We start from the raw sequence: 26,269 nt of genomic DNA, 5'->3' as shown, positions 1-26,269 counted from the left end.
TTTATTATCTAGTTGTTGTGCAGTTTATTACTATTTTTCAAAAAGCGCATCAATAAAATCATCACCTACAAATGGACGTAAATCATCAATACCTTCTCCTACACCTAAATAACGAATTGGAATGTTGTGCTTATCTGCAATGGCAAAAACAACACCACCTTTAGCGGTACCATCAAGCTTAGTTAAGGTTAACCCTGTTAAGCCAACAGCATCATCAAATAACTGAGTTTGACTTAACGCATTTTGCCCTGTGCCCGCATCTAGCGTTAGCATCACTTCATGAGGTGCATTAACATCAAGTTTTTTCATTACTCGAACCACTTTTTTCAATTCTTCCATTAAGTGGGCTTTATTTTGTAAACGACCTGCTGTATCAGCAATGATGACATCAACATTACGTGCTTTTGCAGCACTAATCGCATCAAAAATAACGGATGCGCTATCTGCTCCTGTATGCTGAGCAATAACTGGGATGTCGTTACGTTCTCCCCACACTTGTAATTGCTCTACCGCTGCAGCCCTGAATGTATCACCAGCAGCCAACATAACGGACTTACCCTCTGCTTGAAATTGCTTAGCAAGTTTACCAATAGTTGTGGTTTTACCAACACCATTAACACCCACCATTAACATGACAAATGGGCCTTCGCTGTTATTAATATCTAACGGTACGCTGACATCTTCAATAACTTTTTTAAGTTCTATTTTTAACAGCTCGTATAAAGCTTCTGCATCTTTTAACTGTTTACGATTGGCACTTTGCGTTAACGAGTCAATGATTTTCATCGTGGTTTCTACACCAACATCGGCCATTAAAAGGTGTGTTTCTAACTCTTCAAATAAATCATCGTCTATTTGCTTTCCGCGAAATAAATCAGCTAAGCCGCCACCTAAGTTGGCACGCGTTTTACTCAGACCTTGCTTAAGACGAGCAAAAAAACCTAAGTTAGACTGTGGCTTTTGCGTTTCAGGTTCCTCTGCTGGCTCTGGCTCTGGCTCTGGCTCTGGCTCTGGCTCTGGCTCTGGCTCTGGCTCTGGCTCTGGCTCTGGCTCTGGCAAGTCATCTTCAATATTCTGTGCAACACTTTCAACGGGATTATCATCATTAGGTGCAGACTCAACTGATGCTGATAACGTTTCTTCAACGCTTTCACTTTCTTCAGTTTGAGCTTGCTCCGTTGTGACATTCTCTTTTTCGTCCTGACTAAAGCCTAACCAGGAAAACATACCTTTTTTCTTCTTCGACACTATCTTCGACCTAAGTAATTTGTGTTATTTAATTGGTATTAAGACCAAATAGGGATAAAATTGCCGCTATATTAGCATCAAATCATCTAGCTGTCAGTGATATGAATCAAGGTAAAAAACCACATAGTAAAAAGGCTCCACTCGGAAATATTCGTATTATCGCTGGCAAACATCGCGGCAGAAAACTACCTGTTTTGATGGCTGATGGTTTAAGGCCGACCACCGACAGAGTAAAAGAGACGGTATTTAACTGGTTAGCACCCTACCTACATAAGGCTCATTGTTTAGATTGTTTTGCCGGAGCAGGCAGCTTAGGATTTGAAGCACTCTCTCGTGGCGCTGAACTAGTAACTTTAGTAGAGCTACATAAGCCTGCTGTTAAGCAGCTAGAAGCCAACAAGGCGTTATTAAAAGCAAGCAACTTAACGGTTATGCAAAACGATGTGTTGTCTTTTTTGGGAAATGCAACCAAACAAGGTTTTGATATCATCTTTATTGATCCGCCATTTCGCCAAAATTTAGTTGAGAAAACGGCGCAATTACTTACCCAAGGTTGGCTCAATAAACAGGCATTAATTTATCTAGAAATGGAAACTGAAACCAGCCCTTCGTTACCCAATAACTGGCAATTACTCAAAGAGAAAACTGCTGGCCAAGTGACTTACCGTCTCTACCAAGTACAAGAATAAGCGTTTACCATGATAAAATTACATGTGTTTAATGGTTATATTCAGTCAATTTTACTGGCTGAATACGCTGATAAATTATTATTACTTGATGGCTGCTGTCGTGCTGATGTTCCTTTAATCAAACGCTTTATTACTGAAACGCTCGCACGCCCTTTCACAGACTTAACCTTAGTAGTAGTTACGCATATGCATCCTGACCATGCTGGAGCCGCACACAAGCTAAGAAAACTCACCCGTTGTAAAATAGCTAGTGCCAATGTTCCGGGCCAATGGTATAGCGGTTTTGACGGTAAGATGATGCATCTAACGGATTTACTTTTAACCCGCTATGTTGCCAATAAAAAGCAACAAAAGCAGCGTTGGTTATGGTATTCAAGTATCTTAAAGCCTGATTATCAACTCAATGAAGGTGATTTATTACCAGGCTTTAATGATTGGCAAGTGCTTGAAACCCAAGGGCATACAGATAGAGATATTTCGTTGCACCACTTACCTACCAATAAAATATATATTGCGGATTTAATCGTAAGTATTAAAAAAGGGCTTATTCCCCCTTTTCCAGTTTTTTACCCGAATCGGTATCGAAGCTCTGTCTCAAAAATAGCGAATATGAATGCTGATAGTGTGATTCTTGCCCACGGTGGTGAACTTCGTTTAACCCAAGAAGACTTTGAGCAAGTATTAGCAAAAGCCCCTACCGAGCCAATGACTCATTGGCGCTCAGTAAAAGCCAAATTAAGGCAAGTATTTGTAAAGTAATCGACTAGATTTCTATGCCTAAATTTGACAAACCTTCGGATAAAGCCATTTTTTTCGCAAGCTGACATGAACGTTTATTTTCTGCGGCTAACTTTAAAAAATCAAACAATTCATTTTGTGTTTCTTTTTCCCAAACGATAAGCGGGTGCGCTTTTATCGCATGAACATGTGCTTCTTCAGAGGCTTGAATGTTCTCTTCATCGTCTTCTTCAGCTATGAGTAATTCTACATAGTAGCTAACACTGTTGTAGGATAACCTGCTAACGCTACTGACATCTTCATTCTGTTTATCTTTCCCCTTGCTTTGTATGAGCTGCCAGACTGACATCATTGCCATACACACATCTAGTGCAGGAAAAACACCAAAAAAGTCAAACTCTTCAGGATCCGGCGTTTGCTCTTCGAGCTTATTTAATTGCGCATCGATATTTATTTTAACTGCACTATTTTTATCTAACCATTGCCAGATAAGATCGAGTTGATTGCGGATGATGCTATGATCACCAAATTCAGCTGCCGTTGAAAACATTTGGTAATTAGGCAACATGCGTTCAATTATTGCGGCTGAAAAAGCAACTTGTTGCCAGTAACTTAGTTTTGCAAAAGGAAGGTGTAAAGCCAAGTGCTGCCCTTATAAAAATCAAAAATCGTAAATGGCTATTATACGCGAAAAGTTAGCCGCTTACTTTTAACTATTTTGGTTTAATTGCTTTTGCGCATATTCGAATTTAAGTCGATATTCGGTTAGCTTGCTTTCTAAATCATTAATCTGTTCGATAAATTGCTCTTTTTGCTGATTATGTTGGGTGATCATCTCAGAGTTTTCATCGCGTAAATACTTAATAGTTTCACGTACTTGATTATTTTCTTTTTCCTGTTTGTCTCTATTGGCATTAAAACGATTAAGAATATTCTCTTGCCCTTCCTGCGCTAATTTCACTTGTGATTTTAACGAGGCAGCTTCTTTTTGATAGAGCTTAATATCTGCTTGCTCAGTAATTAAATTTTCAGCTAACTCTTTATTTTTTTGAGTTAATTCTTCGATTTGTTGCTCAGCTGCTTCTTTTTCTTGTTGCGATTGCTTTTGTAATAATGAAGCTGATTTTTTATCTTCAAGGTGCTGCTGTTTTAACTTAGCTAGCTCATCACTGGTCTGCAAGATTTCCTGCTTATAATCTTGAGCAATTTTAACATGCTGTTTAATTTTTTCTTCTAAGAAAGTTTGCTGTTCTTGTTGATCGGAAATGGTTTGTTTCTGCTTCTTGCTCTCACTGGTTAATTGTTGCAACTCCAGGGTTAACTGATCAATCTTCTTACCCGCTTCTTGATTACTAGCAGTAAAGGCTTGATGATGTTGTTCTTGAAGTTGAGTGAAGTCTGACTGAGAAGTATTGAGTTGAGTAGTTAACTCAGCAATTTGAGCTTTTTGTTCCGCTAAGGTACCAGTTTGCAATGCTAATGTTTTTTGCTGTTGTTCCGTTTCAGTTTGCAACGATTGTATTTGACCATCAAGTTTAGCCACAACTTCCTTCGTGGTTAATTCGTTATCCGTAACTTGTTGTTTATGTTGCTCTTGAAACTGTGTTAAGTCATTTTGAGAAGCGCTAAGCTGTGCGGTTAATTCGACAATTTGAGCTTTTTGTTCCGCTAAAGTGCTGGTTTGTACCGCGAGTGTTTTTTGTTGTTGCTCCGTTTCAGATTGTAACTGTTGTATTTGCTCGTCAAGTTTACCAGCTGTTTGCTCCGCCGCTAAATTACTATTAGATAGTTGCTGTTTATGCTGTTCTTGAATATGTTCTAAATCGCTTTGTGCAACATTTAGCTGTTTAGTTAATGTAACAATTTTATTTTTCTGTTCAATTAAAGAATGCGTTTGCAATTCATCTGTTTTTTGCCAAGTTGCTTCTGCCTTTTTTAACTTACTTTCAGTATTATCTCTTTGCTGTTCGACAATATCTAACCGCTCTGTCAAGCTTTGCTCTTGTTCAGCTAATACCGCTAAACTTTCATTCAGCGTTGAAATTTCTTGTTGCTGCTCCTGTTGAGTTTGCTCATTTTTTGCAGTGGTACTTTTTAATACTTTCGCTAACTCACTCGACTTATCTTGCTCTTGCTGTAGTTGTTGCTGTTGAGTGGCGACTTGTTGCTCTAGGGTTACGATTGTTTGTTGTAAACTTTGGCCTTGCTCTGATATTTCTGCTTGTAACGTTTGCTGCTCAGATTGTAGCTTAGCTTGCTCGTGTGTTAATGAATCTTTTAAACGTTTATTCTCATGCTCTAAACGCTCAATGGTTTCTGTAAAGTTGATGTTATTTTGAGTCAATTCAACTTGATAGTTTTGCTCACTTGCTTCAAGTTTAGCTTGTTCATCTGCTAATTGCTCTTGAGTTTGGCTTAGCTCTTCTTCAAGTTGAGAAATTTTATTTGTAGCATCGACATCATGTGCTTTTAGTTGTTTTTCACTGTCTTGCTGTTTATTTTTTTCATCGTTAAGTTGGCCAGTAAGTGAAGACACTTCTTTCTCTAAAGTCGTAATTTTTTCAGAGAAATTTTTAGTTTTTTCTGTTAATTCACTTTGGCTAGTTTGGTAGTTATTTTGCAAAGCAATATAGGCAGGATCTTGCTCTACAGACTTGTTATCTTTTGAATTTTCTGGCGTTGCAGCAGATATTAGCTGTGTTAGTTTTTCTTCTATTTGAATATAAACATCACTTGCTAAACTTTGAATTTGCTCTTCTACATCCTTGGAAAGCTTATCTTTTTCTGCCATTTCATTTCCACGCTCAAATACTAGTACCATTAAATTAGCACAAGAATGCAGCTATCGAAATAAGCAATTGAGTTTATTTAACTTTAAATAAAAAAAAGGAGCTAAAAAGCTCCTTTTAATTAATATTAGTTATTAAAACTACGCTTCTTCTTTAGCTTCTTGACCTACTGGCGCAATTTGAACACCCGTCACTTTCGCTTCAGACGTTTGATTGCGTAACTGAACTAAACGGTTAACTTGGCTTAATGAGCTTAGCATAGAGTAGATAGGTACAAATAAACCACGCTTATGGAAATCAACGACTTTATCTTCTGCTAGCGCTTTCACTTTGTCTTCATTGATAGTGAAAATACCAACCAATTTTTTCTTCTCGCCGGTACTTAAATTAATATTTAGCTCAAGCTCTTGTAATAATTCATTGTCATCAAGCTCTTTAATGAAGTTTTCTGTCATTCTTTCGTTGTCATATAAACGACCAAGCGCTTGTTGAACATTTGTTAATACTTCAGACTCTTTACCGTCTTCTTCAAAAAGTGCTAACTCTTGATCTTCACCTACAAACTTACTGTCTAGATCAACACAAGCCGTTAAAGTATTTTCTTTGTCTGGATCAAGGCCTAATGAGAAAGGTACCATAGCAATGCTTTGTGGTAATGATAAGCCAGTCCATTTTTCATCTTGATAATATAAGTTTTCGCCTGCTTCTAAGCCAAGCATAGCCACACTGCGATAACGCTCTGAGTCTGGGTTTTTAACAAGTACAATTGGAAAGCTAGCTGAAGCTTGTGCGTATTCAGCTGCTGTTACAGGAATGATATGCTGATCGGTAACGTGTGTTAAGTCGCGTGATTTTGCAAGTTTTAAGTTTTGGTGCTGTTCTTTTCTTACTGGAACGAAATTAGCCATAATTGAATCTCTTTCTTATTGTACTGATTTTATCTACTTAAAGGTAAGCGGATATTTTTATAATAATGTAATTGAACTTGTGTTTTAATTACTGCGTTATTTGTTGCTTGTATAAGTTATGGAGACATCTTTTGAGCTTTCAATACTAAACTTAAAAATAATTACTTTTTTCTCAAAAAAATATTTAGGTTGTCACGATGAAAACAAAAATTCTGCTTTGTTTGCTACTTATATCGGTATCATTTTATGGTGTTACGAAACCTAAAACTCTGATTAAGCACAAAAGAAATTTAAAAAACTTAGCTGAAATACAAATAGTTAACCAAACACAAAAAGAATTAGTGTGCTACGTTGCTATTGACGGCCATAAGATTAGGTTTATTCTACCACCAAGGCAGCCATCTAAATGGTATCAAGCAACGGATCCGCGCTTTAACCACAAAAACTTTAGCACCTGGTGTGACTATTTAGCTTCACACCCTAAATACCAACCGAAACAAAACTGATAACACTAGTTCAAACGCTTGAGATCACTGTGCGGTGAATATTTTGATATAAATGTTTTATGCCGCTACACTTAAATGACTAAAACAAGTAGTGGCTACAAATGTTAAAATCCTCTCCATTAACGATTAAAATTTCAGTTATATTCTTGTGTTTCATCAGTCTATATGTAAAAGCACAAGACTTTGTAATAAACCTGCCACAACCTCTTGAAAACTCAGACTTCTCCAAAGAAGTACAAACGTTTCTTATCAAGGTATATGGCGATGTTAATATAGAGCCCTCTTTCATTTTTACTTCACCCTCGCGGGGGTTTAATTTATTAAAACAAAATCGAATTCAAGCCGAAGGCTACCGTAACAGTTTTTTCGCAGATAAACTTGGTAGTCAATACAAAATAGATATCCCATTATCCCATGTAAAAGTAGCTATTTTTTGTCTCAAAAAAGAAAACTGTGACGCTAATTCCCAGGCTAGCTATGCCGTTCAATCAGGGTTCGGGTTTGGTAAATTGATATGTGAGTCGCTTAAGATAAAGTGTAAATATGAAAGAACACCAAAGGGTGTATCTAAATTACTTGATAGCGGTTTAGTTGATGGCGTGATATCCCCTTATCCCGCCTACAATCGGTTTTTATGTTTGTCTAAGTTAAATACTTTCTATTTTAAAAACTTAAGTGCTTTTGGCTTTGATATTTATCACTACACTAATGTTTCAGATAGACAATTAAGAACAGCAATTGAAAAGAGTTTAATTACTAATTTACCCAAGTATTCAAACCTTTTTGCAAGGTTTCATGAAAAGCCAACCCTAAATAATTGCAATAAAAAGCTCGTTGAAATAAAGCCATAACATCATTTATTGCTCATCTTTAATTAATGCATCAAGTCCTAAAAACAGAGCGAATTAGCTATTCTATGTTTCTTGACTATACTACCTCGTTATCTACTATTGTTGGCGTCTTCGTTGGGGCATGTGTCTTAAGGTTGTAATAATATAATCTAGGGGCAATATTATGAAAATAATAGCCATACTTGTTGCAACGAGTGCATTATTTGCACTTTCTACTTTCGCTGAAGAAACAAAATCCTACACCCAATGGGACACTTTTCGATTTACTATCGATAATAAAAACGCCAAAAAATTTACCAAAAATATGCGTGCGCATATAAAAAAGTATCATACAAAAGCCCCACTAAAAACAAAGATATATAACATTACTTATGGCCCTAGTACTAACGAGTTAATTTGGGTTATGGGACCTGTTAGCTTTTCAGAATTAGATGCAAGGCCTGATAATAAAAAGCACGATGAAGATTGGGAAGATAATATTAATCCTTACATTACTTCATATAAGCAAAGTGAGATTTGGCGAAACCTGGATGGTCTAGTCATCAATAATTTAAATGATAAAGCCAAATCGCCAGAAAGGTTCATCGCGAGATATTTAACTGTTAACCAAGGTAAGGAACCTGCAGTCAAAAAATACTTGCTGATGCAAGTTAAAAAGACGCTTGAGAAAATAGGTAAAGTGAAATACTGGGCTGTTATGGATAACCAATTTATTCAAGGAAGCAAAAATGACCGGCATTTATTAGCGCTTTCAACGTTAGATAATCTTGCCGAAATGGATGAAGACTGGCAGTTTTCAAAACATTTTGAAGAGTTATATGGAAAAGGCAGTTTTAAAGCCTTTCAAGCTAATTATGCAGAAGTATTTAAGAATCAATGGCACGAAATTATCACAGTCAATACTGAAATGAGCGGGCTATAATGTAGAAAACTCAATAAGGTTGGATGATGAACGCTCAACCTTATTGAGTTCAATTTTCTGTCATACCTGCTCAGGCTATCAACTTGAGCAAGCATGTAAACTTATCTAGTTAGATACAATCATTTCTTATCAAGGTAAATGATGGTTATAAAATAGATACCTCTTCCATTTTCCCTCAAAAAAGAAAACGGTGACACTAAAGTTCAAATTAGCTTCACCGTTCGATCTAGGTTCAGCTTCGTAAATTTATATGTGACCCGCTTATTTAAGAAAAAGTGCAAGTATCAAAGAACTCTGCATGATGTAACTAAGCTGTGCGTTAGAAAATAGTTGTTGGCGAGATATCTCCTCTTACCCTCTACAATTGAAATTTAACTTCCTTTGGCTTTGATATATTCCAGTATATTCTCACTCCAGATGAATATTTAAGAGCAACGATAAAAGAAGTTTAAGTACAAAGTTACCTAAATATTACCCACACATGTTTACCTATTATCAATAACAAAAATGAATATAATCGATATTTTTGTTATTGACAATATAATACCGCTTATTTACTATGAGCTAATTCTATTTTCAAAATTAAGGTCATAACTTGAGATTCATTTCATTTTCACTTGATGGTCAGCAACGAGTAGGTTGCTTGATTGATCAAAACATCGTCGATTTATCTAAGGTAGATCCAAATATTCCAACATGCTTCGGTGCTTTATTAGCGCAAGGGGAAGAAGCACTTACTAATGCATACACATTAGCTAAGAAGGCAACTAGTGACGCATATGTTGATCATGAAAGCATCACTTATATTCCCTTAATTACTCGTCCCCCAAAAATAATCTGCATTGGTAGAAATTATGCGGCACATGCTAAAGAAGGCGGTGTTGAGCCACCGTCATACCCTGAAATATTTTATCGTGGTGCATCGTCATTAATCGGCCATAACCAGCCTATTTTGAGACCTATCTGCTCTGACAAACTTGATTATGAAGCAGAGCTAGTTGCTATTATTGGTAAACGTGCTCGCCATGTTGCGAAAGAAGATGGTTTAAATTACATCGCTGGTTATTCGATATTCAATGATGCTACCTTACGTGATTACCAACGACGCAGTTCTCAATGGACGATTGGCAAGAATTTTGACGATACTGGTGCTTTTGGTCCTGAATTTGTAAGTGCCGACGAGTTACCACCTGGTGCCCATGGCCTAAGAATACAAACAAGGTTAAATGGCCATACCATGCAAGATGCAAATACTGCTGACTTTATTTTCCCTATGGATGATTTAATAGCCAAGCTTAGTGAGTGTATGACATTAGAGCCTGGTGACGTGATAGTTACAGGAACTCCAGCAGGTGTTGGATATGCACGTAAACCACCCGTCTATATGAAAGAAGGTGATATCTGTGAAGTTGAAATTGAAGGTATTGGTATTTTAAGTAACCAGGTTCTTAATGAAGTATAGTCGTTAAGTTATCTCTCTAGTTTAACTTCTTTTTCATTCTCTAGCGCGAATAGAATCAATAATGGTGGCCAAATTGATAACTAAGAAAGTTGAATTTGCCCTAGCTTCGGCAATACCAGTTTTCACGAAATAGAAATGGCAACAGCAATACCTTTCTATTTTGCAAGGTATTGCTGTTACTTTAGTTTTCAATAAATAGTCTCAATACCTATAAACTTCAAACAAGCACCTAACTACGCAGCCGCCTCAACTTCCATAGGCTGCTATCTATTTTTGGCCGGTAGAGCTTTACTTTTCACGAAAAAATAAAACGGCTAAAAAGAACTTTATAAGTAAAAGAAGCTAACCACCCTATCAACGATTAAACTCACTCATTGTAAAATTAACTATTTTCTCCTTAAGCATAGGCTCAAGCTCTTATAATATTTAGTGCCCCCCTTTTAATAGGCAAGCTCAACTCAATCGAAATAATATCGCTAAAAACAACCAAGAAATTAAATAATCGTTTTTAATTGCATAAAACACTACTTTGGTATAAATTTTAAAACACACTAATTAAAAAGAGTACGTGAAATGAAAAAACTTTCTAAAGCAATAATTAAAATAACAGCCGCTTTAATCATGGGCCTTTCTGCTAACTTAGCTACTAGTGAAGAACTTAGACTAGGAACTGCAAGCCTAGGGGGCGCGTTTTACCCTATGGGCCAGAGTATTTCTAATTTAGTCAACCAATACGCTGGTGATAATATCTCTATGGTACCTGTTGTAACAGGTGGTTCCGTACAAAACCCACGTTTAGTACATTCTGGCGAGGTAGAAATTGCAATTACTAACAATAATTTAGCTGTCTTAGCGTTAAAAGGAAAAGGTCCTTATCGTTCAGGAAAAATTGACTTAAAAGCTGTAGCAGCGTTACACCCGAGTGTATTACACATGATGGTTGTTGAAGGTTCCGACATCAATACCATTGAAGATTTAAAAGGTAAACGTGTTGCTGTTGGTCCAGCAGGCGGTGGTACATTAGGTTTTCTTAACTTCCTATTACCATTACACGGTATGTCCTTAGATGATATGACACCAAGCTTTTTATCGTACTCTGACGGTTTTAGCCAACTTACCGATGGCAATGTTGATGCGGTATTTGCTCTATCTGGCTATCCTGCGGGCGCAGTTATGCAAGCCAGTGCTTCGAGCAAGTTAAAATTTATTTCATTTTCTTCAGGTAAGCTAGATCAAGCTCTAGCCAAAAATAGTGCTTATCAAGCTGTTGAAGTACCTGCAGATGTTTACGGCACAAAACAATCAGGAAAATTGATTGGTGTAAACAACATGTTAGTAGTGCCTAGTACTATGGGCGCTAATGTTGTGGAAAAAATAACCGCGGCCATATTTGACCACCTTGCCGAGTTTAAAGCTGAGAACGCAAATGCTAAACAAATTGATCCGAAAATGTCTAAAGATTTAGCAATACCTTTGCATGAAGGAGCTGCTCGTTATTTCAAAAAGTAATCACATAAGGGTCTGTTAGATAGCCAAAATAGGCGTTAGTGGTTTTATACAAATATAGGTCAAACATTGCACATGAAGTTATTTAGTTCATTTGAAGATTTTAGGATTAAGCTAATTGTTGTAGCAGCATTTTGCTTAGGCATATTCCATCTTTTCGTTGTGTCTGGCCTATATTCTCTTTCGACAATGCCAATGCGAATTATTCATGTAATCCTGGCATTTTCTCTGTTATTCGCAATCAAGCCGTTAACAAGCAAATTAGAAGGCACGTTATTCAATAGATTACTCTCTGGTGTATTAATAATCGGTGTTATAACTGCTGGCGTTTGGATGCTAATGCGTTGGAAACCTATCGCCTTTAGTGGCGGTTTAACCGAAACTGAAGACTTTTACGCTGGTTTGCTTATTATTGCTCTTGTTCTTGAAGCAGCTAGACGGGGTGTCGGCAATATATTAGCGCTAATTACTCTCACCTTCTTTAGCTACCCTTTTATCGCACCTTATTTACCAGGTGTATTAGAAGGACGAGGCTATAGCCTTGAACGTATCGTTATCTTTTTAACGACTGATACAGCTGGTGTTTACGGAATACCTATCGGGGTTGCTGCTACATATATTATAGTTTTCACCATATTTGGCGCCTTACTTTCACGCTTCGGCGCAGGCGATTTCTTTTTTGAAATATCAGTACGAGCTACTCACGGACTTCGTGCCGCTAGCGCAAAATCCTCAGTAATATTTTCAACACTTATTGGTATGGTTTCAGGGTCAGCTGCCGGTAATGTCGCCGTTACAGGTACTGTTACTATTCCTATTATGAAGCGTGAAGGCTACCAACCACACCAAGCAGCAGCAATTGAAGCAGTAGCTTCAACAGGCGGACAACTAATGCCTCCAGTAATGGGAGCAGCAGCATTTATTATGGCTGAAATTGTGGGTGTTCCGTATACCGAGGTTATGTCAACCGCCATAATACCGGCATTATTATTTTTTGGCTCAGCATTTATCATTGTTCACTTAAGAGCAGTAAAGTCGGGTATAAAACCTGCTGTAGAATCAAAAAAGGATGATCGCCCTTTAAGGCAAGTCCTGCTAGAAGGTTTACCGTTTATTGCCACATTCGTAACATTAATTGTGATGATGCTACTTGGTTATTCGCCTTTTAAAGCGTCATTGTGGTCAATGAGTGTTCTGTTAACTCTTGATGTCGTTCGTCATCGAAAAATAGACATGACTTTCATCAAAAAACTTATTGGCGCCATCACAGATGGCTCTAAATCTGTAGTGACTATATCAGCCGCATGTGCTGCAGCAGGTATTATTGCTGGCATTTTAGGTATTACAGGATTAGGTTCAAAAATCGCATTATTAATAGATGTCGCTTCAGGTGGTCATTTATTTTTAGCGCTTCTTTTTACCATGGTGACATCTATTATTTTAGGAATGGGCTTACCAACAACAGCAGCCTATTTGATTTTGGCAACTGTAGTCGCGCCCGCCTTGGTTAAATTAGGTGTCCCTATGTTAACCGCTCATTTTTTCGTTTTTTACTATGGCTGTATTTCAACTATTACTCCCCCTGTTGCCCTTGCAGCTTACGTCGCAGGTGGAATAGCAAAAGCCGATATCAACAAAGTTGGGTGGACTGCTGCCGCTTATTGCTTGACAAGCTTTATCTTACCTTTTGCTTTTGTATTTGGTCCTGGTTTACTCCTACAAGATAGTTATTTCAATAATTTTATCGCTGTTATTACCGGCTTTATAGGCATGGGGTTAATTGCAATTGCAATCATAGGCTGCATTAACAACGTCATTAATATACCTACGCGAGTGGCTGCCGCTTTAGCAGGGCTTTTATTGCTTTTCCAAGGGCTAATCACCGCAGCTATCGGCATTGTTATATTAATAGGCATTTTCTTTTTTCAACGTTTTAAACAGAAGCCCGTACAGGCTTAATTTTATAGGAACAAAATAATGGCAAGACAATTTAGAAGAGTAGTAACAGGCCATGATGAAAATGGTGTTGCTATTGTCGAATCAGACCAAGTTGCTGATCATATTTTACAACGCCCTAATCGTCCTGGCGTAACATTAACAAATTTTTGGTTATCTCATACAACACCAGCTGAATATGACGGTGCCATTGAAACATGTGAAGGCCCTTTCATATTGCATCCACCAACTAACGGTAGTGTTTTCAGGTGTGTAGAGTTCTTACCTGAAGATCCAGAAGTACTTAAAACATTAGATGGTAAATCTGCGTTTGCAGAAATGGGTGCTGGTAATAATATTGTAGAAGATGCACGCCACCCTTTTATGCATCGTACAGATTCACTTGATTATGCCATTATTCTAAGTGGTGAAATATACATGCTGTTAGATAACGAGGAAGACGATGTGTTATTAAAAGCCGGAGACGTAGTGATCCAGCGTGGTACTAACCACGCGTGGTCAAACAAGGGGACGCAACCTTGTGTAATAGCCTTTGTCTTAGTTGATGGCGTAACCCAAACTACAGCACAGCCTGGTGAGTGCAAAGGTATTCCTGTTCGTTAGGATACTTTTACCTTAGCCAATTTACTTTTACTTTTGCACAAACAGGATATTACTATGAAATTTATAGTCGGTTCACAAAACAGTACAGAAACATCTAGTGTTTTTCTCGTTATCGACGAGCAAGCCATTAATTTAACCGCACTTGATTCTACTATTGGTCAAGACTTAATGGGGCTTATCTCAAGAGGTGACTTAGAAACCTATATAAAGTCACTAATAGCTAACGCAACGACAATATCGCTTGATTCAATTAAACCAAGCTTACCTTTAAAAAAACCCGGTAAAATTATTTGTTTAGGCTTAAACTACGCTGAACATATCAAAGAAGGACCATATGAGCGTCCAGATTACCCAGCAATATTTATGCGTACAGCTACCTCCCTTATTCCTGCCGAAGCGCCAATGGTGATCCCTAGCTGCTCAGAAACATTAGATTATGAAGCAGAATTGATGGTTATTATTGGTAAAGGTGGACGCCATATATCTATGGAGAATGCTCTTTCGCATGTATTCGGCTATACCGTATTTAATGATGGCACTGTACGTGAATACCAACGTAAAACTCATCAATGGACACCGGGTAAAAACTTTGATGGAACAGGCCCAATTGGACCTGTCATTGTAACACCTGATGAATTACCACCGGGTGCAGAAGGTTTAAAAATTGAAACTCGCGTTAGTGGTGAAGCTTTACAATCGAGTAATACCAGCCATATGATTTGGAAAGTAGCCCCTATCATTGCCGAGATATCACTTTATTCTACACTTGAACCTGGTGACATGATTGCAATGGGTACACCAAGTGGTGTTGGTCATCCAAGAACGCCACCACGTTGGCTAAGAAATGGTGAGGTAATAGAGACAGAAATAGAAGGTATTGGTATCTGTCGTAATCCTATAGTTTCTGAAAGTTAATACTAAAAACGCATTCCTTAAAAGGAATGCGTTTTACATTGGAAACCATGCAGATTAACTTTACCAATCTGATGGATTGTTTTGATCTAATTTCTTCGCCAAAAAAGCACCGGTATTTTTATAGTGTGATATGAGTAGCTCAGATGCTAATGCGGCATCACGATTAATAGTAGCTTCTAAGATTTGGTTATGTTCATCTTTTACTTGCCTAGATTTATACGTAGACGACTTTTCAGCTAAAAAGCGATAGCGAATGTTTTGATCGTAAAGTTGGTAGCAATAGCTAACCAAAATAGGTGAAGTACAGGCTTCAAATAAACACATATGAAAATTTTTGTGCAAATTTTCCCAATGATCAAAGTCATTAATATCTGCTCGTGAAAGTCGATGATGCAATAACACAAGCTTTTCTTCCCAGGCCTCATCGCCATGTTCAATGCTATTTCGAAGTGCAATATCATCTAAATTGCATCGTAACATGAGTATCTCATTAAAGTTAGCTTGGCTAATTGGAGAAACACGAAAACCACGTTGATCCATACGTTCAACAAGGTTATCTGATGTTAATAAGCTGAGTGCTTCACGAATGGGTGAAGCACCTGTATCGAATAATGATTTAAGTTTTTCTATTTTCAACCGCTCACCAGGTTGAAACTCACCTTTGATAATTTTCTTTCTTAATTGAAGATAAACACGGTTAATCGCCGTCTGAGCTCTTCCATCTGAACTATTCAACAGACTTCCTTTATTATTTATAGTAGAAATAACTAACTCCTTAGTCTAAAGAACATCATAAATAAGTATCAAATAAGCTATAATACCGATAATATTGTTAAAAACATACAACTTTGATGTTATATATAATTTCACTACATTATCGATAATACTTAAGGACTACTAACTTAAACATACTTAAGTTCAAAATATCCTAATAAAATATTAGCTTTCAAAGCACGTTTTGTAATCTTCTCTCAGTTTTGCTTTTTGCACTTTACCCATTGTATTACGTGGTAACTCATCCACAAAGAATACGCGTTTCGGTTGTTTATATTTTGCCAATGTTTCTACCATTGGCGCTTTAATGTTTTCTTCTGTAGCACCGCTTGATTCATGCTTAACTACCACAGCAACTACTGCTTCTCCAAAGTCAGCATGAGGAACACCAATCACAGCAGACTCAACTACCGCAGGGTTATCATCAATTATTCCTTCAATTTCTTTAGGGTAAACATTGAATCCACCAGAGATAATAAGATCTTTTGAGCGGCCAACAATCGATACATACCCGTCTTTATCAACGATACCAACGTCTCCAGTTAAAAACCAGCCATCTTCACGAAGCTCTAAAGCGGTCTTTTCAGGCATTTTCCAGTACCCAGAGAACACATTTGGACCACGGACTTCAATCTGGCCAACTTCACCAGTAGCTAAGGTTTCTCCCGAATCTGGATCGGTAATTTTTAATTCAACATCAGGCAACGGTAAGCCTACAGTACCCGGGCGACGCTCACCGTCATAAGGGTTTGATGTATTCATATTCGTTTCTGTCATACCGTAACGCTCAAGAATCGCATGGCCTGTTTTTTCTTGCCATAAAACATGAGTTTCACTTAACAAAGGTGCAGATCCAGAGACAAATAACCTCATATTTCCTGCTAACTCTTTATTTAAATGCGGGCTCTTTAAAAGTCTTACATAGAAAGTTGGTACTCCCATCAGTACAGTTGAGCGCTCCATGAGTGAAGTAATTTTATCTGCATCGAAACCTTTTAGAAAATGCATAGAAGAACCAGCAAATAACGTAATATTGATCGCAACAAACAAGCCATGAATATGGAATATAGGCAGAGCATGAATCAGACAATCATCACTCGAAAATTGCCAGTACTCTTTTAATGTTGCAGCATTAGTAGCTAAAGCTCTGTGAGACAACATAGCACCCTTTGAGCGCCCCGTAGTACCTGATGTATATAAAATTGCAGCTAAATCATTTTCCTGACGATCAACAAGGGTAAATTCTCCTGATACTTTTGATTGCTCGTCAATAAGAGTGCCCGATTGACCATCACTAGATAAGCTTAAAAGCTTGTTAACTTTTGCCTCTGTCGCAACCTCTTCCATTGCTGTAATAGTTTGTGTATCACAAACAAAAACAGCTGGGCTAGCATCCCCTAAAAAGTATGCAACTTCAGCTGCGGTATACGCGGTGTTCAAAGGTAAAAATACCCCGCCGGCCATTACCGTTGCTAAATATAATTCAACAGCAGTGATCGACTTACCTACTTGAACTGCAACTCTGTCTCCGGGAGACACACCATTTCGTTGAAGTACTAATGCTAGCTGTTCAGCATGCTTGAATAACTCTCCATAACTAATAGATGTATCATTATCAAGCCAGGCAAATACCTTATCTTCATTACCGATCGAAGCCGATCTAATTCGATTCGCTAAATAGTTTGAGTCATACATTTTTTTGCTCCAATAATTTATTCTTATTAATTTTTTTTATCTGTGACGAGGAAATAATAGTGCTGTTTGCAATAAAAGCCTCGTGGTTTCGTTCAATATATCGCAGGTCATATTCATAATTAACCATTAGCCCCCAAGAATTTTTCAGCCCTTGGTTAGACATATCGGCCCATAGGTTAATTTGTTTTAGTAATGCACCATTACCTAAATGAAAACGTGATACCGGATCATATGGCCCACCATTTTTGTGCTGACCGTATAGCAAATAAAGCGTTGCTAATTGCATTAATAATGGTGATGCTCTTTCTTTAAACTCATCACTTGGGCTGTCGCCTTGTATTTCAAGTTCAGACACTAATTGCTTCAAATCCGCACTCAGATTATCTTGGCTTTTAACCCATCTACGTAACCCCGGAACAGGTGACATAGTGACGAAATGTTTAAGGTTTGGAAACTCTCGTTTTAATTCTTCTACCACCTGTTTAATAAGGAAGTTACCAAAAGAAATACCACGTAAACCAGATTGACAATTTGATATAGAGTAAAAAACTGCCGTTGTTGTTTCTGTTGGCTCAATGGCATTTCTATCTTCAGCTAAGATCTGGCTGATTGTCGTAGGCGTTGCATCAGTTAAAGCGACTTCAACAAAAATCAACGGGTCATTCTTTAAAGAAGGATGAAAAAAGGCATATAAACGCCTATCTTTAGCTGCGACTCGGCGACGCAGGTCATCCCACCCTTGTATTTCATGAACCGCTTCATAAGCTATAATTCGCTCTAAGATTTCTGCTGGTGTCGTCCAGTTGATAACCTCTAGACTCAAAAAGCCCCGGTTAAACCAAGAAGAAAACAAGTGACGAATATCTTTATCCAGCCCTAATAGTGATTTATCTTCTCTCGATAGTGAGAGTAAATCTTCGCGTAATTTTACTAAAGCTGCTGTACCACCTGGTGCTAAGTTAAGTCGCCGAAACAATTCTTGGGTGCTTGGTTCAGATATATTATGCAGAGCTCGTGATCTGTCTGTTGTAGGGTCATTTAACCATTCTTTGATAGATGCACGTACAGCATCTTCATCAACGGTAAAATCTCTATTTATCGTTTGAAAAAAAGTTATCTTTTCTTCTTTGCTTAATGATTGGTATTTATTCAAAATTTTAAGAGAGCGTGCAAGGTTTGTTGCTTCACCAGTATTTGAAAGTAGCCCACTACACATAGTAGGTAAGGATATATCTTCATTACTTGAGATCATGGTACTACCAATATCTGTTATTCGAGCAACGATATCTTCTAACAAATTAGGCCATTTGGGCATGTCCACCTCTACTTCACATTTAGCTAATGATAACGGTCAAAAAACAGAACAATAAAAATAATCGATTATTGACCACAAACTACACTTAATAACGTCGATACTAATATAATTTTGTATAAAAGAATAGTAAAAGCTGATAAAACAACCAAAATGTAATCAATTTTATAAAAAACTGACAATTTATATTCTGATATTAAAAAAACAGACATTTAAACAAATTAACAATAAATACATCAACTTAATACATAAAACACCCGTAAACCCCAACGACACCAAAATAAATAATCGTTATTTTTGCATCTATTTTAATAAAATAGTTATTTTTGTGTAATTATTGTGCTAGATTTAAATTTCCTTAAACTAAAAATATAAAAATGGGACACTTAAAAATGATGAAACGTTTATTACAAATTAGCTTAATCACTGCTGCAACCACTTCAATGGCATACGCAGATGAAACAAAAATAACAGTTGGGGGTTTTGTAAAGCTAGATGCTTATTATGACAATAAGGTAAATAGCTCTGTGGCACCACGAGGCTATGATTTACTCGACTTTCGTGGCATCCCACTAGACGGTACTCCAAATGCAGAAAGAGCAGGCGGTTTTAAAGCGCATGCGCGTGCTTCTCGTTTCTATATACAATCTGCCACTCCTTTTCAGGGTGATACCATTAAAACACATCTCGAAGGTGACTTTTTTGGCCGTGTCGATACTGGGGCATTAACGGATGATGACACCCTATCTAACTCTTATGAGCTACGATTACGCCAAGCGTTTATTACCTGGGGTAATTGGAAAGTTGGCCAAGCATGGAGTAACTTTGTTGACCTTAAAGCTTACCCTGACAGCATGGATTTCACCGGCCTAGTTGGTCGTACATTCTTAAGACAAGCCCAAATCACATACACTTATAAATTAGGTGGCGGCGATAAATTAGCTTTCTCTTTAGAGAACCCTGAGACAGATTATAACACTGACCATCCAGCGCCGGGTGCCAATGCACGTGAGAGCGAGTCAATGCCTGATATCATCGCTACTTACTTTAACACTACTGATTGGGGTCATTTTAGAGCCAGTGCTGTTGTGAGAAGACTGGGTACAGAAACGTTTACTAATGATACGATTGCACCAGATACATCTAGCAATGCGATGGCTTATGGTATTGGTTTATCAAGTAAGATTAATTTCAATAAACAGTTTAATTTAAAACTTAACTTTGTCGGTGGTCCTGGTATTGGTCGTTACCTATACAGCAACCATTATAGAAGTGCCGTATTAACACCAGAAGGAGAACTGGAAGTAGAAGATGCTTGGGGCGCAAATGCTATGTTGCAGTATAAGCCAACTTCTAGCTTACGTTTTAACATAGGTTACGGTGTTAACGATATGGGCTCAGGTGAAAACTTCAACACACATGGCAGTGTAAATACCGCTATGACAACACTTCATGGTAATGCCATTTATACCATTGCTCCTAAACTAAATGTTGGTGTTGGTTTTACACATGCAACACGTGAAGTAGCTGATGGTAGAGAAGGTGATATTACACGCTTGATGTTTTACATAAAAAGAGATTTTAAAGCTACTTTTTAATCGTTAAAACAAAAAACAACGGTGACCATAGGTTACCGTTGTTTTATAAAACTAACTCAACTTAAGCAATCTCTACAGGCTCATTTCTTCTCTTTAACTCTACTTATTTATACTTGTTTGAATTCTTATATCAAAGATAAGCTTAAGCTACCTATTATTAAGCACCGCCTGTATAAATCTAAATAGTGCCACTATCCCCTACTTGTAACATCCAATAGTTACTTTTTGTTTAATATATTGCTTTTATCGTTTGCAGAAACACAAACTGAAAAATGCTCTCGATCAATTATTCAGGTTGCTGCTAACAAATCTATATAGGTTTACATGTTGCTTTTAAGGTAATAGTTTATGTTTTAGGACAAAATACCTACTGTGCCTTTATAGAGTAAAGACAAACCAGAAATAAATAGGAAGAAATAGCACAAACGGTATATTGTTGTAACGCTCACCCTATGAAGTAAGTAGTAACCCAAGGCTACACCAATAGGCGCTAACGGTATCAACACTAGTGAAGTGGTTAAATTAGTATCATCGAACAAACCTAGCCAAAAATAAGGCAGAAGCTTTAATAAGTTTACAACAGTAAAAAACCAGGCAAACGTTCCCATCAAAATGGTCTTATCCATTTTTTGTGGTAACAAATAAACACTAATAGGTGGGCTTCCAGAGTGTATCCCAAAGCTTGTAAACCCTGATACAGCGCCCCAAAAGGTTCCTTTTAAACGGTTAGGTGTCTCCTGCTTAGTCACTTTTTGCTTAAACCAATAATCTAGCGTAAATATAACGGCAAGAGCGCCTATCAATACTCGCATCATATCTGCTGAAAAGTAACTAAACGTTAAAGCTCCGACTAAAAGTCCAAGCATGGCCCCTGGAATAATAATTTTGAGGTTTTCTTTACTACACTGGCCACTAAAACTTTTTATTGCAAAAAAATCCATGACAACAAGAATAGGTAATAATATTGCGGCAGCTTGAGCAGGAGAAACAGCTAATGCTATTAATGGTACAGATAATATAGAAATACTACCGCCAAAGCCTCCTTTTGCCATACCAAAAAGTAATACAGCTGGAATAGCGCAAATGTAAAAAAAGCTGTCGGTAATCATGACAAGTGCATCCTCTTCTTAAGTAAAATCACCTTGCGTATATAGGATAACGTAAATGTAGGTTGTTTTGAGATATAAACTCGAGGGTAAATTCAGGAAGCCTAGTTAAATGTGTAACAACGGAAGTATTTGAGTGCTAGGCATAATTAGTGCAATCTTACTCACCATAATATCACTTTGAAAAGCGTGCTCTCAAAGGATATTATGGTAGATATACTTGTACCTAGGTTTTACTCAATATTGCATCAAAGTGGAAACCTAAATATTCGCCTGGGACGGTGCCTGACAGTTCGAAGCCTTCATCTGGAAATGTTCCCGCTTTATGTCTTTCGTATCCAACAACCAAATCATCTCTAACGCCAAAGACTGTATCTTCATCGAGATAAGGGTCATCCTCAGGGAATACTTCTGTTACTAAGGTTTTAAAACCTGGTGCTGATACAATGTAATGTAAATGGGAAGGTCGCCATGGATGTCTTCCTGTAGCATTCAATATCACACCTACAGGGCCATCACTTGGCACGGTATATACACAAGGTTTTACCGTTGTAAAACGATACATTCCATTTTCATCTGCCGTAAATACACCGTGGAAGCTATGAATATCCTGCTCCTCATCTTGTGATGAGTACTTGCCATTTGGTGCTGTTTGCCAGATATCTATACTCGCACCAGGGATTGGATTACCATCCGTATCTTTAATGCAGCCTTCAACCAGTACAACTTCCCCCTCATAATGGCGTTTAAAGTCCGCACCTAATTCTTTAGGTGGTGCATCAGACACATGGAACGGCCCTAAAACACTCGAACTAGTCGCTTCCGGTTTTGAGTTGATCATATCAACTAATGATGAAACTCCTAATACATCTGATAACAGTACAAACTCATTTCGCTCTGGTGTTGTTATTTCACCCGTCCATTGCAATAACTTTAAAGCACTTCTCCACTCTTCATGGGTAATTTTTGCTTCTTTGATAAAGTCATGTAAATGAGTCGCTAAACTCGTCATTATCTCCTTAGTTCTTGGGGAAGTTTCCTCCCCAAAATAACTTAAAAATGTCTCTGTTATGTTGTCGCTATTTACACTACGCATAACGTTCTCCAATTAGTTTAATTTAAAATCCCAATACTTAAAGCTGGGAAACGGATAAGTAAAATTAATACAAGCAACATGACTCCTGCGAAAGGTAACGCGCCCATAAATACATCTTTCAAGCTGATACGCTTATCATTCAAGGTTGCCTTAATAACGAAACAACTTATGCCTAAAGGAGGTGTTAATAAGCCAATTTCAGCACCAATAACTGTGATAATACCGAACCAAACTAAACTAAGTCCCATTGGTTCAATTAACGGTAAAAATAAAGGTACAACGATTAATATAACAGAAGCGGTATCAAGTAATGTGCCTAAGAAAAGCATTAAACAAACATACAAAATCATGATCATGAGAAAACTCATGTTGTTTTGTTCTAAAATATCAGCAAGTTCATTTGGCAGACCTGCTAAACCTAACATACGGCTATAAATAGACGCTGCTGTAATCAAGAATAAAATAGATGCTGTGATATGACCTGTTTCAATTAAAATAGCCCATAACTTTTTGGTATCCATTGTTTTACGACTAAACGCAATTATTAGTCCAGCAGCAGCACCAACAGCACCAGCTTCTACAGCTGTAAGCCAACCAGTGTAGATACCGCCAAGCACTATAAAGATAAGACCAGCAAGAGGAAGCACTTTACTCATAACCTCTCTTAAAGGCATGCGTTCAGCATCATCAACTTTACGACCACCAATAAAGCCCTTGGTAAATTTACCCATAAACCAAATGGTAATAATAAAGGCAATTGCCAGTATTATGCCTGGAACAACGCCTGCTAAAAACATATCACCAACTGACTGCTCTGCAACAAAAGAGTAAATAATAAGCATAGCTGAAGGCGGAATTATCATTCCTAATACAGACGATCCAGCTACAACGCCAACAGCAAAGCGTGGGTTGTAACCATATTTAAGCATTTGTGGTACAGATACTTTGGCAAAAACTGAAGCAGAAGCAATTGAAGAGCCAGTAACTGCAGCAAAAACAGCGTTAGCGCCAACTGTTGCCATACCAATACCACCAGTAACACGGCGATAAGCAAAATTCATCACTTGATAAATATCGCTGCCCATTCCCGCCTTGGAAACGACAAGCCCCATAAAAGTAAACAAGGGGACGGTAGCAAAGGCATACTCCATAGCACTGTCACCAATGGCCACTTTTAACAGGTTCATAGAAAGGTCAAAGTTGTCACGCATTAACCAAATAGAAACAAAAGAAACAACACCTAATGCAATTGGAATATAAAGACCAGCATAAATGAGGAATATTATTGCTACTACGGAAATTAATCCAATTTCAATTGGACTCATGAGTTTCCTCCTGAAGTACCTGGTACATCTCTCATTTCGTTCATGCGAATCAATTCAAAATCTTTCTCAGATAGAATGACTTTTAAAACAAAAAGAACGGTACATAAACCAGCACTTAAAAATATTGTTAATTTGATCGGCCACCATGGAGCCGTGAAAATACCTGGAATACCAAAGTAATCTCTAGTTTCGAGCATTTCTATGAATTCAGGCCAAATTGCCACCGCTATAAGCACCATAAATATGCCTGAAACTGAATCGATGATTTTACGCATAATTGATGCTAATTTTGGATACTTTGGCGCAAGAAGCGTTAATAAACCATCAGAACGAGTTAGACGGTTTACTCGCACAACATCGGGCAATTGCAAAAAAACTATCAACACCATTGCAAATTGAACCACTTCAACAGCACCCATAAAAGGTGTGTTAAATAAGCCACGCGCTACAACGTCGTAACAAACGATCAATACCATAGCTAACACAACTAATGTACCTGTAGCATTGGCAATTTTTGCTATTAAATTAGCAAGTATGGAAATGCGGCAAGCAATTCTTCTATATAATTTAGACAAAAAGTTATCTCCTACTTTATTTTCTGTACAACCATTGACTGCTGTTTATCACAAAATATTAGTCAAATTTATTGTAAGAGTGACGACCCATTATCTAGGGTCGTCAAGTTAACTTCGATTATAGCTCTGCAGCCCAATCTCTTGATGGGGTATAACCTGCGGCCTTAAGCTTAGCCATATAAGCTTTCAGCATTTCAGTACCAGGTTGACCTTTTGCGTCTAAATTTTTTGCCCACTCAGCAGCAATATTTGGCATTGCATTTGCCCAGTCTTTTCGTTGATCATCGCTAAATGGAACAACTTCACCACCAGCAGCAATATATGCATCAACACTTTCACTAGCGCGTTCCATAGCAATGTTGGCTACGTGATCACGATACAGTACCGCCACCTCTTGAAGCACATCTTTTACTTCTTTTGGTAGTTTTTTCCAGTAATCAGAATTAACAGTTACTGTTTTAGAATTTACGGCACCTAAGTCTGCACGCAACATATAAGGAGCAACTTCAGCCATCTTGAAGGTTTTAGCTGCTTCAGGCCAAAGGAGAGCATGGCCAGTCAATCCAGTTTGAACCATGTTATAGAAATTAGTTAAACCACCACGTACACCAGCAGCATCTTTAATACCTTCGAGGTACCGTAAGTTCATACCTGCGCCAGCAACTTTACTACCTTCTAAATCAGAAATTTTTGAAACCTTTTCTTTACTAAATACTTGGTAAGTATTTAAAACAACACCTGTTGCCAAATACACTTGGTTTTGCTTTTTAAATTCAGATTGCATGGTTGGAAATTCTTTAGCGATTTCATCAACTGCTTTTGCTACAACACGCGAATCAGCTACAACAAATGGCGTAACTGCAGAAAGGGCTTGGCTAGGTAGTTTTGAACTATGAAAAATAGTAGTAACGATACCAATATCACCTAATCCTAATTTAACTCCCTCTAAAACCCCTTTAGGTTTTACAACGGTACCACCATAAGACTCTTGCCATTCCATCTTATAGTTGCCTGTTTTAGCTAATCGTTTATCAACTTCCGGTATGAAAAAGTTTGAAAATTCCGCCACCCACATTGCTTTTGCTGGGTAGCCATCGATCACCGATGTTTTAATTGTTTGTGTCGCATAGCTTGGTAATGCAGCCGATACGCCTAGTGTAATCCCCACGATATACTTAAGTAATTTTTTAGTTTTCATTTTTTACGCTCCATACGCATTTTTATTTATTTACTTATTTATTTTTACTCTACTATCCATACTGCTTTTACTTCTGTTCCTGAATTTTCAAAAACTTTGGATAAGGGGCAAAACTTTTCAACTTGCCTCCCAACCTCAGTTATTTGTTCCTGTGTTAACGAACCACTGGCTTTAATCAATAAATCTATACTAATGAAAGGTGTTTCTATTTCTTCTGCTAAGGTCACACCTCGCCTATCAAATTGACAAGAAGCTTCAATGTCTAACTGACCTAAATCAACCCCTAAAGACTTAGCACATTTATGACCTATAACATTAGTGCAACCCACTAAAGCAGCAATTGCAGCTTCAGTTGGAGTAGTTCCTTTATTAGTTCCACCTCGCTCAACCGGCTCATCAATAATAGTTGTTAGATCTCTTACATGAATATCTGACCTTGCATGTGAAGCACTTTTTGTTTTTGCTCTTAGTGTTGCTACTGTTTTTAATTTCATGAT

Annotated in this window: 23 protein-coding genes; 10 read left to right on the top strand and 13 right to left on the bottom strand. The window is 37.6% G+C overall.

The features are described from left to right. Positions 1-30 precede the first annotated feature (30 nt). A complete protein-coding gene (gene ftsY, locus AC27GZ_RS15210; protein WP_487096218.1) occupies positions 31-1,227 on the bottom strand; it encodes a signal recognition particle-docking protein FtsY in 1,197 nt (398 codons plus the stop codon). Positions 1,228-1,349: 122 nt separating this feature from the next. Between ftsY and rsmD the strand changes: the two genes are divergently transcribed. Both rsmD and AC27GZ_RS15200 read left to right on the top strand, forming a co-directional pair. Next, positions 1,350-1,937 (top strand): 16S rRNA (guanine(966)-N(2))-methyltransferase RsmD, encoded by a 588-nt coding sequence (gene rsmD / locus AC27GZ_RS15205; RefSeq protein ID WP_487096217.1) that lies wholly within the window; start codon positions 1,350-1,352, stop codon positions 1,935-1,937. A 12-nt stretch (positions 1,938-1,949) separates the two neighbouring features. After that, the gene (locus AC27GZ_RS15200) at positions 1,950-2,696 is read left to right on the top strand and encodes an MBL fold metallo-hydrolase (protein WP_487096360.1); all 747 of its coding nucleotides are present in this window, start codon (positions 1,950-1,952) and stop codon (positions 2,694-2,696) included. Between the two features lie 4 nt (positions 2,697-2,700). On the opposite strand, the gene AC27GZ_RS15195 is transcribed toward AC27GZ_RS15200, so the two are convergent. The 3 genes from AC27GZ_RS15195 to AC27GZ_RS15185 all read right to left on the bottom strand — a co-directional run bounded on the left by AC27GZ_RS15195 (position 2,701) and on the right by AC27GZ_RS15185 (position 6,372). Continuing rightward, positions 2,701-3,318, bottom strand: coding sequence for a YjaG family protein (locus AC27GZ_RS15195; protein ID WP_487096216.1), 618 nt, complete (start codon positions 3,316-3,318; stop codon positions 2,701-2,703). A 66-nt stretch (positions 3,319-3,384) separates the two neighbouring features. Continuing rightward, on the bottom strand, positions 3,385-5,466 hold the full coding sequence (locus tag AC27GZ_RS15190) for a coiled-coil domain-containing protein (protein WP_487096215.1): 2,082 nt from the start codon (positions 5,464-5,466) through the stop codon (positions 3,385-3,387). Between the two features lie 138 nt (positions 5,467-5,604). Further along, a complete protein-coding gene (locus tag AC27GZ_RS15185; RefSeq protein WP_487096214.1) occupies positions 5,605-6,372 on the bottom strand; it encodes a SapC family protein in 768 nt (255 codons plus the stop codon). Positions 6,373-6,979: 607 nt separating this feature from the next. Here AC27GZ_RS15185 and AC27GZ_RS15180 point away from each other — a divergent pair. The 7 genes from AC27GZ_RS15180 (at position 6,980) to AC27GZ_RS15150 (ending at position 15,093) form a co-directional block, all read left to right on the top strand. Continuing rightward, complete coding sequence (locus AC27GZ_RS15180) at positions 6,980-7,729, top strand: hypothetical protein (RefSeq protein WP_487096213.1); 750 nt, start codon at positions 6,980-6,982, stop codon at positions 7,727-7,729. Positions 7,730-7,892: 163 nt separating this feature from the next. Beyond that, positions 7,893-8,651, top strand: a complete 759-nt coding sequence (locus AC27GZ_RS15175) for a hypothetical protein (RefSeq protein WP_487096212.1) — start codon at positions 7,893-7,895, stop codon at positions 8,649-8,651. A 595-nt stretch (positions 8,652-9,246) separates the two neighbouring features. Then, a complete protein-coding gene (locus tag AC27GZ_RS15170; RefSeq protein ID WP_487096211.1) occupies positions 9,247-10,113 on the top strand; it encodes a fumarylacetoacetate hydrolase family protein in 867 nt (288 codons plus the stop codon). Positions 10,114-10,686: 573 nt separating this feature from the next. Then, complete coding sequence (locus AC27GZ_RS15165) at positions 10,687-11,622, top strand: TAXI family TRAP transporter solute-binding subunit (RefSeq protein WP_487096210.1); 936 nt, start codon at positions 10,687-10,689, stop codon at positions 11,620-11,622. 72 nt (positions 11,623-11,694) lie between these two features. Beyond that, on the top strand, positions 11,695-13,578 hold the full coding sequence (locus AC27GZ_RS15160) for a TRAP transporter permease (protein WP_487096209.1): 1,884 nt from the start codon (positions 11,695-11,697) through the stop codon (positions 13,576-13,578). Between the two features lie 18 nt (positions 13,579-13,596). Further along, the gene (locus tag AC27GZ_RS15155; RefSeq protein WP_487096208.1) at positions 13,597-14,178 is read left to right on the top strand and encodes a cupin domain-containing protein; all 582 of its coding nucleotides are present in this window, start codon (positions 13,597-13,599) and stop codon (positions 14,176-14,178) included. A gap of 54 nt (positions 14,179-14,232) precedes the next feature. After that, positions 14,233-15,093 (top strand): fumarylacetoacetate hydrolase family protein, encoded by an 861-nt coding sequence (locus AC27GZ_RS15150; RefSeq protein ID WP_487096207.1) that lies wholly within the window; start codon positions 14,233-14,235, stop codon positions 15,091-15,093. Positions 15,094-15,153: 60 nt separating this feature from the next. Here the strand turns inward: AC27GZ_RS15150 and AC27GZ_RS15145 are convergent, their stop codons facing one another. From AC27GZ_RS15145 to AC27GZ_RS15135, 3 genes are all read right to left on the bottom strand, one after another. Continuing rightward, positions 15,154-15,828, bottom strand: a complete 675-nt coding sequence (locus tag AC27GZ_RS15145) for a GntR family transcriptional regulator (protein WP_487096206.1) — start codon at positions 15,826-15,828, stop codon at positions 15,154-15,156. Between the two features lie 204 nt (positions 15,829-16,032). Further along, positions 16,033-17,562 carry a malonate--CoA ligase gene (locus AC27GZ_RS15140; protein WP_487096205.1) on the bottom strand — a complete coding sequence of 510 codons (1,530 nt, stop codon included), beginning with the start codon at positions 17,560-17,562 and terminating at the stop codon, positions 16,033-16,035. Beyond that, positions 17,555-18,877, bottom strand: a complete 1,323-nt coding sequence (locus AC27GZ_RS15135; RefSeq protein WP_487096204.1) for a malonyl-CoA decarboxylase — start codon at positions 18,875-18,877, stop codon at positions 17,555-17,557. Before AC27GZ_RS15135 ends, AC27GZ_RS15140 begins: the two co-directional genes overlap by 8 nt. 389 nt (positions 18,878-19,266) lie before the next feature. On the opposite strand from AC27GZ_RS15135, the gene AC27GZ_RS15130 reads away from it, so the two are divergent. Next, on the top strand, positions 19,267-20,472 hold the full coding sequence (locus AC27GZ_RS15130) for a DcaP family trimeric outer membrane transporter (RefSeq protein WP_487096203.1): 1,206 nt from the start codon (positions 19,267-19,269) through the stop codon (positions 20,470-20,472). 353 nt (positions 20,473-20,825) lie between these two features. On the opposite strand, the gene AC27GZ_RS15125 is transcribed toward AC27GZ_RS15130, so the two are convergent. From AC27GZ_RS15125 to AC27GZ_RS15100, 6 genes are all read right to left on the bottom strand, one after another. Further along, a complete protein-coding gene (locus tag AC27GZ_RS15125) occupies positions 20,826-21,581 on the bottom strand; it encodes a sulfite exporter TauE/SafE family protein (RefSeq protein WP_487096202.1) in 756 nt (251 codons plus the stop codon). A gap of 223 nt (positions 21,582-21,804) precedes the next feature. After that, positions 21,805-22,674, bottom strand: coding sequence for a dioxygenase family protein (locus AC27GZ_RS15120; RefSeq protein WP_487096201.1), 870 nt, complete (start codon positions 22,672-22,674; stop codon positions 21,805-21,807). 17 nt (positions 22,675-22,691) lie between these two features. After that, positions 22,692-23,999, bottom strand: coding sequence for a TRAP transporter large permease (locus tag AC27GZ_RS15115; protein ID WP_487096200.1), 1,308 nt, complete (start codon positions 23,997-23,999; stop codon positions 22,692-22,694). Further along, positions 23,996-24,574, bottom strand: coding sequence for a TRAP transporter small permease subunit (locus AC27GZ_RS15110; RefSeq protein ID WP_487096199.1), 579 nt, complete (start codon positions 24,572-24,574; stop codon positions 23,996-23,998). Before AC27GZ_RS15110 ends, AC27GZ_RS15115 begins: the two co-directional genes overlap by 4 nt. Positions 24,575-24,692: 118 nt before the next feature. Beyond that, positions 24,693-25,772, bottom strand: coding sequence for a C4-dicarboxylate TRAP transporter substrate-binding protein (locus tag AC27GZ_RS15105; protein ID WP_487096198.1), 1,080 nt, complete (start codon positions 25,770-25,772; stop codon positions 24,693-24,695). A gap of 44 nt (positions 25,773-25,816) precedes the next feature. Further along, positions 25,817-26,266 (bottom strand): OsmC family protein, encoded by a 450-nt coding sequence (locus AC27GZ_RS15100; RefSeq protein WP_487096197.1) that lies wholly within the window; start codon positions 26,264-26,266, stop codon positions 25,817-25,819. Positions 26,267-26,269 lie beyond the last annotated feature (3 nt).

Source organism: Colwellia sp. SU-HH00943, assembly GCF_057546125.1.
This window is presented reverse-complemented; position numbering and strand designations above follow the sequence as displayed.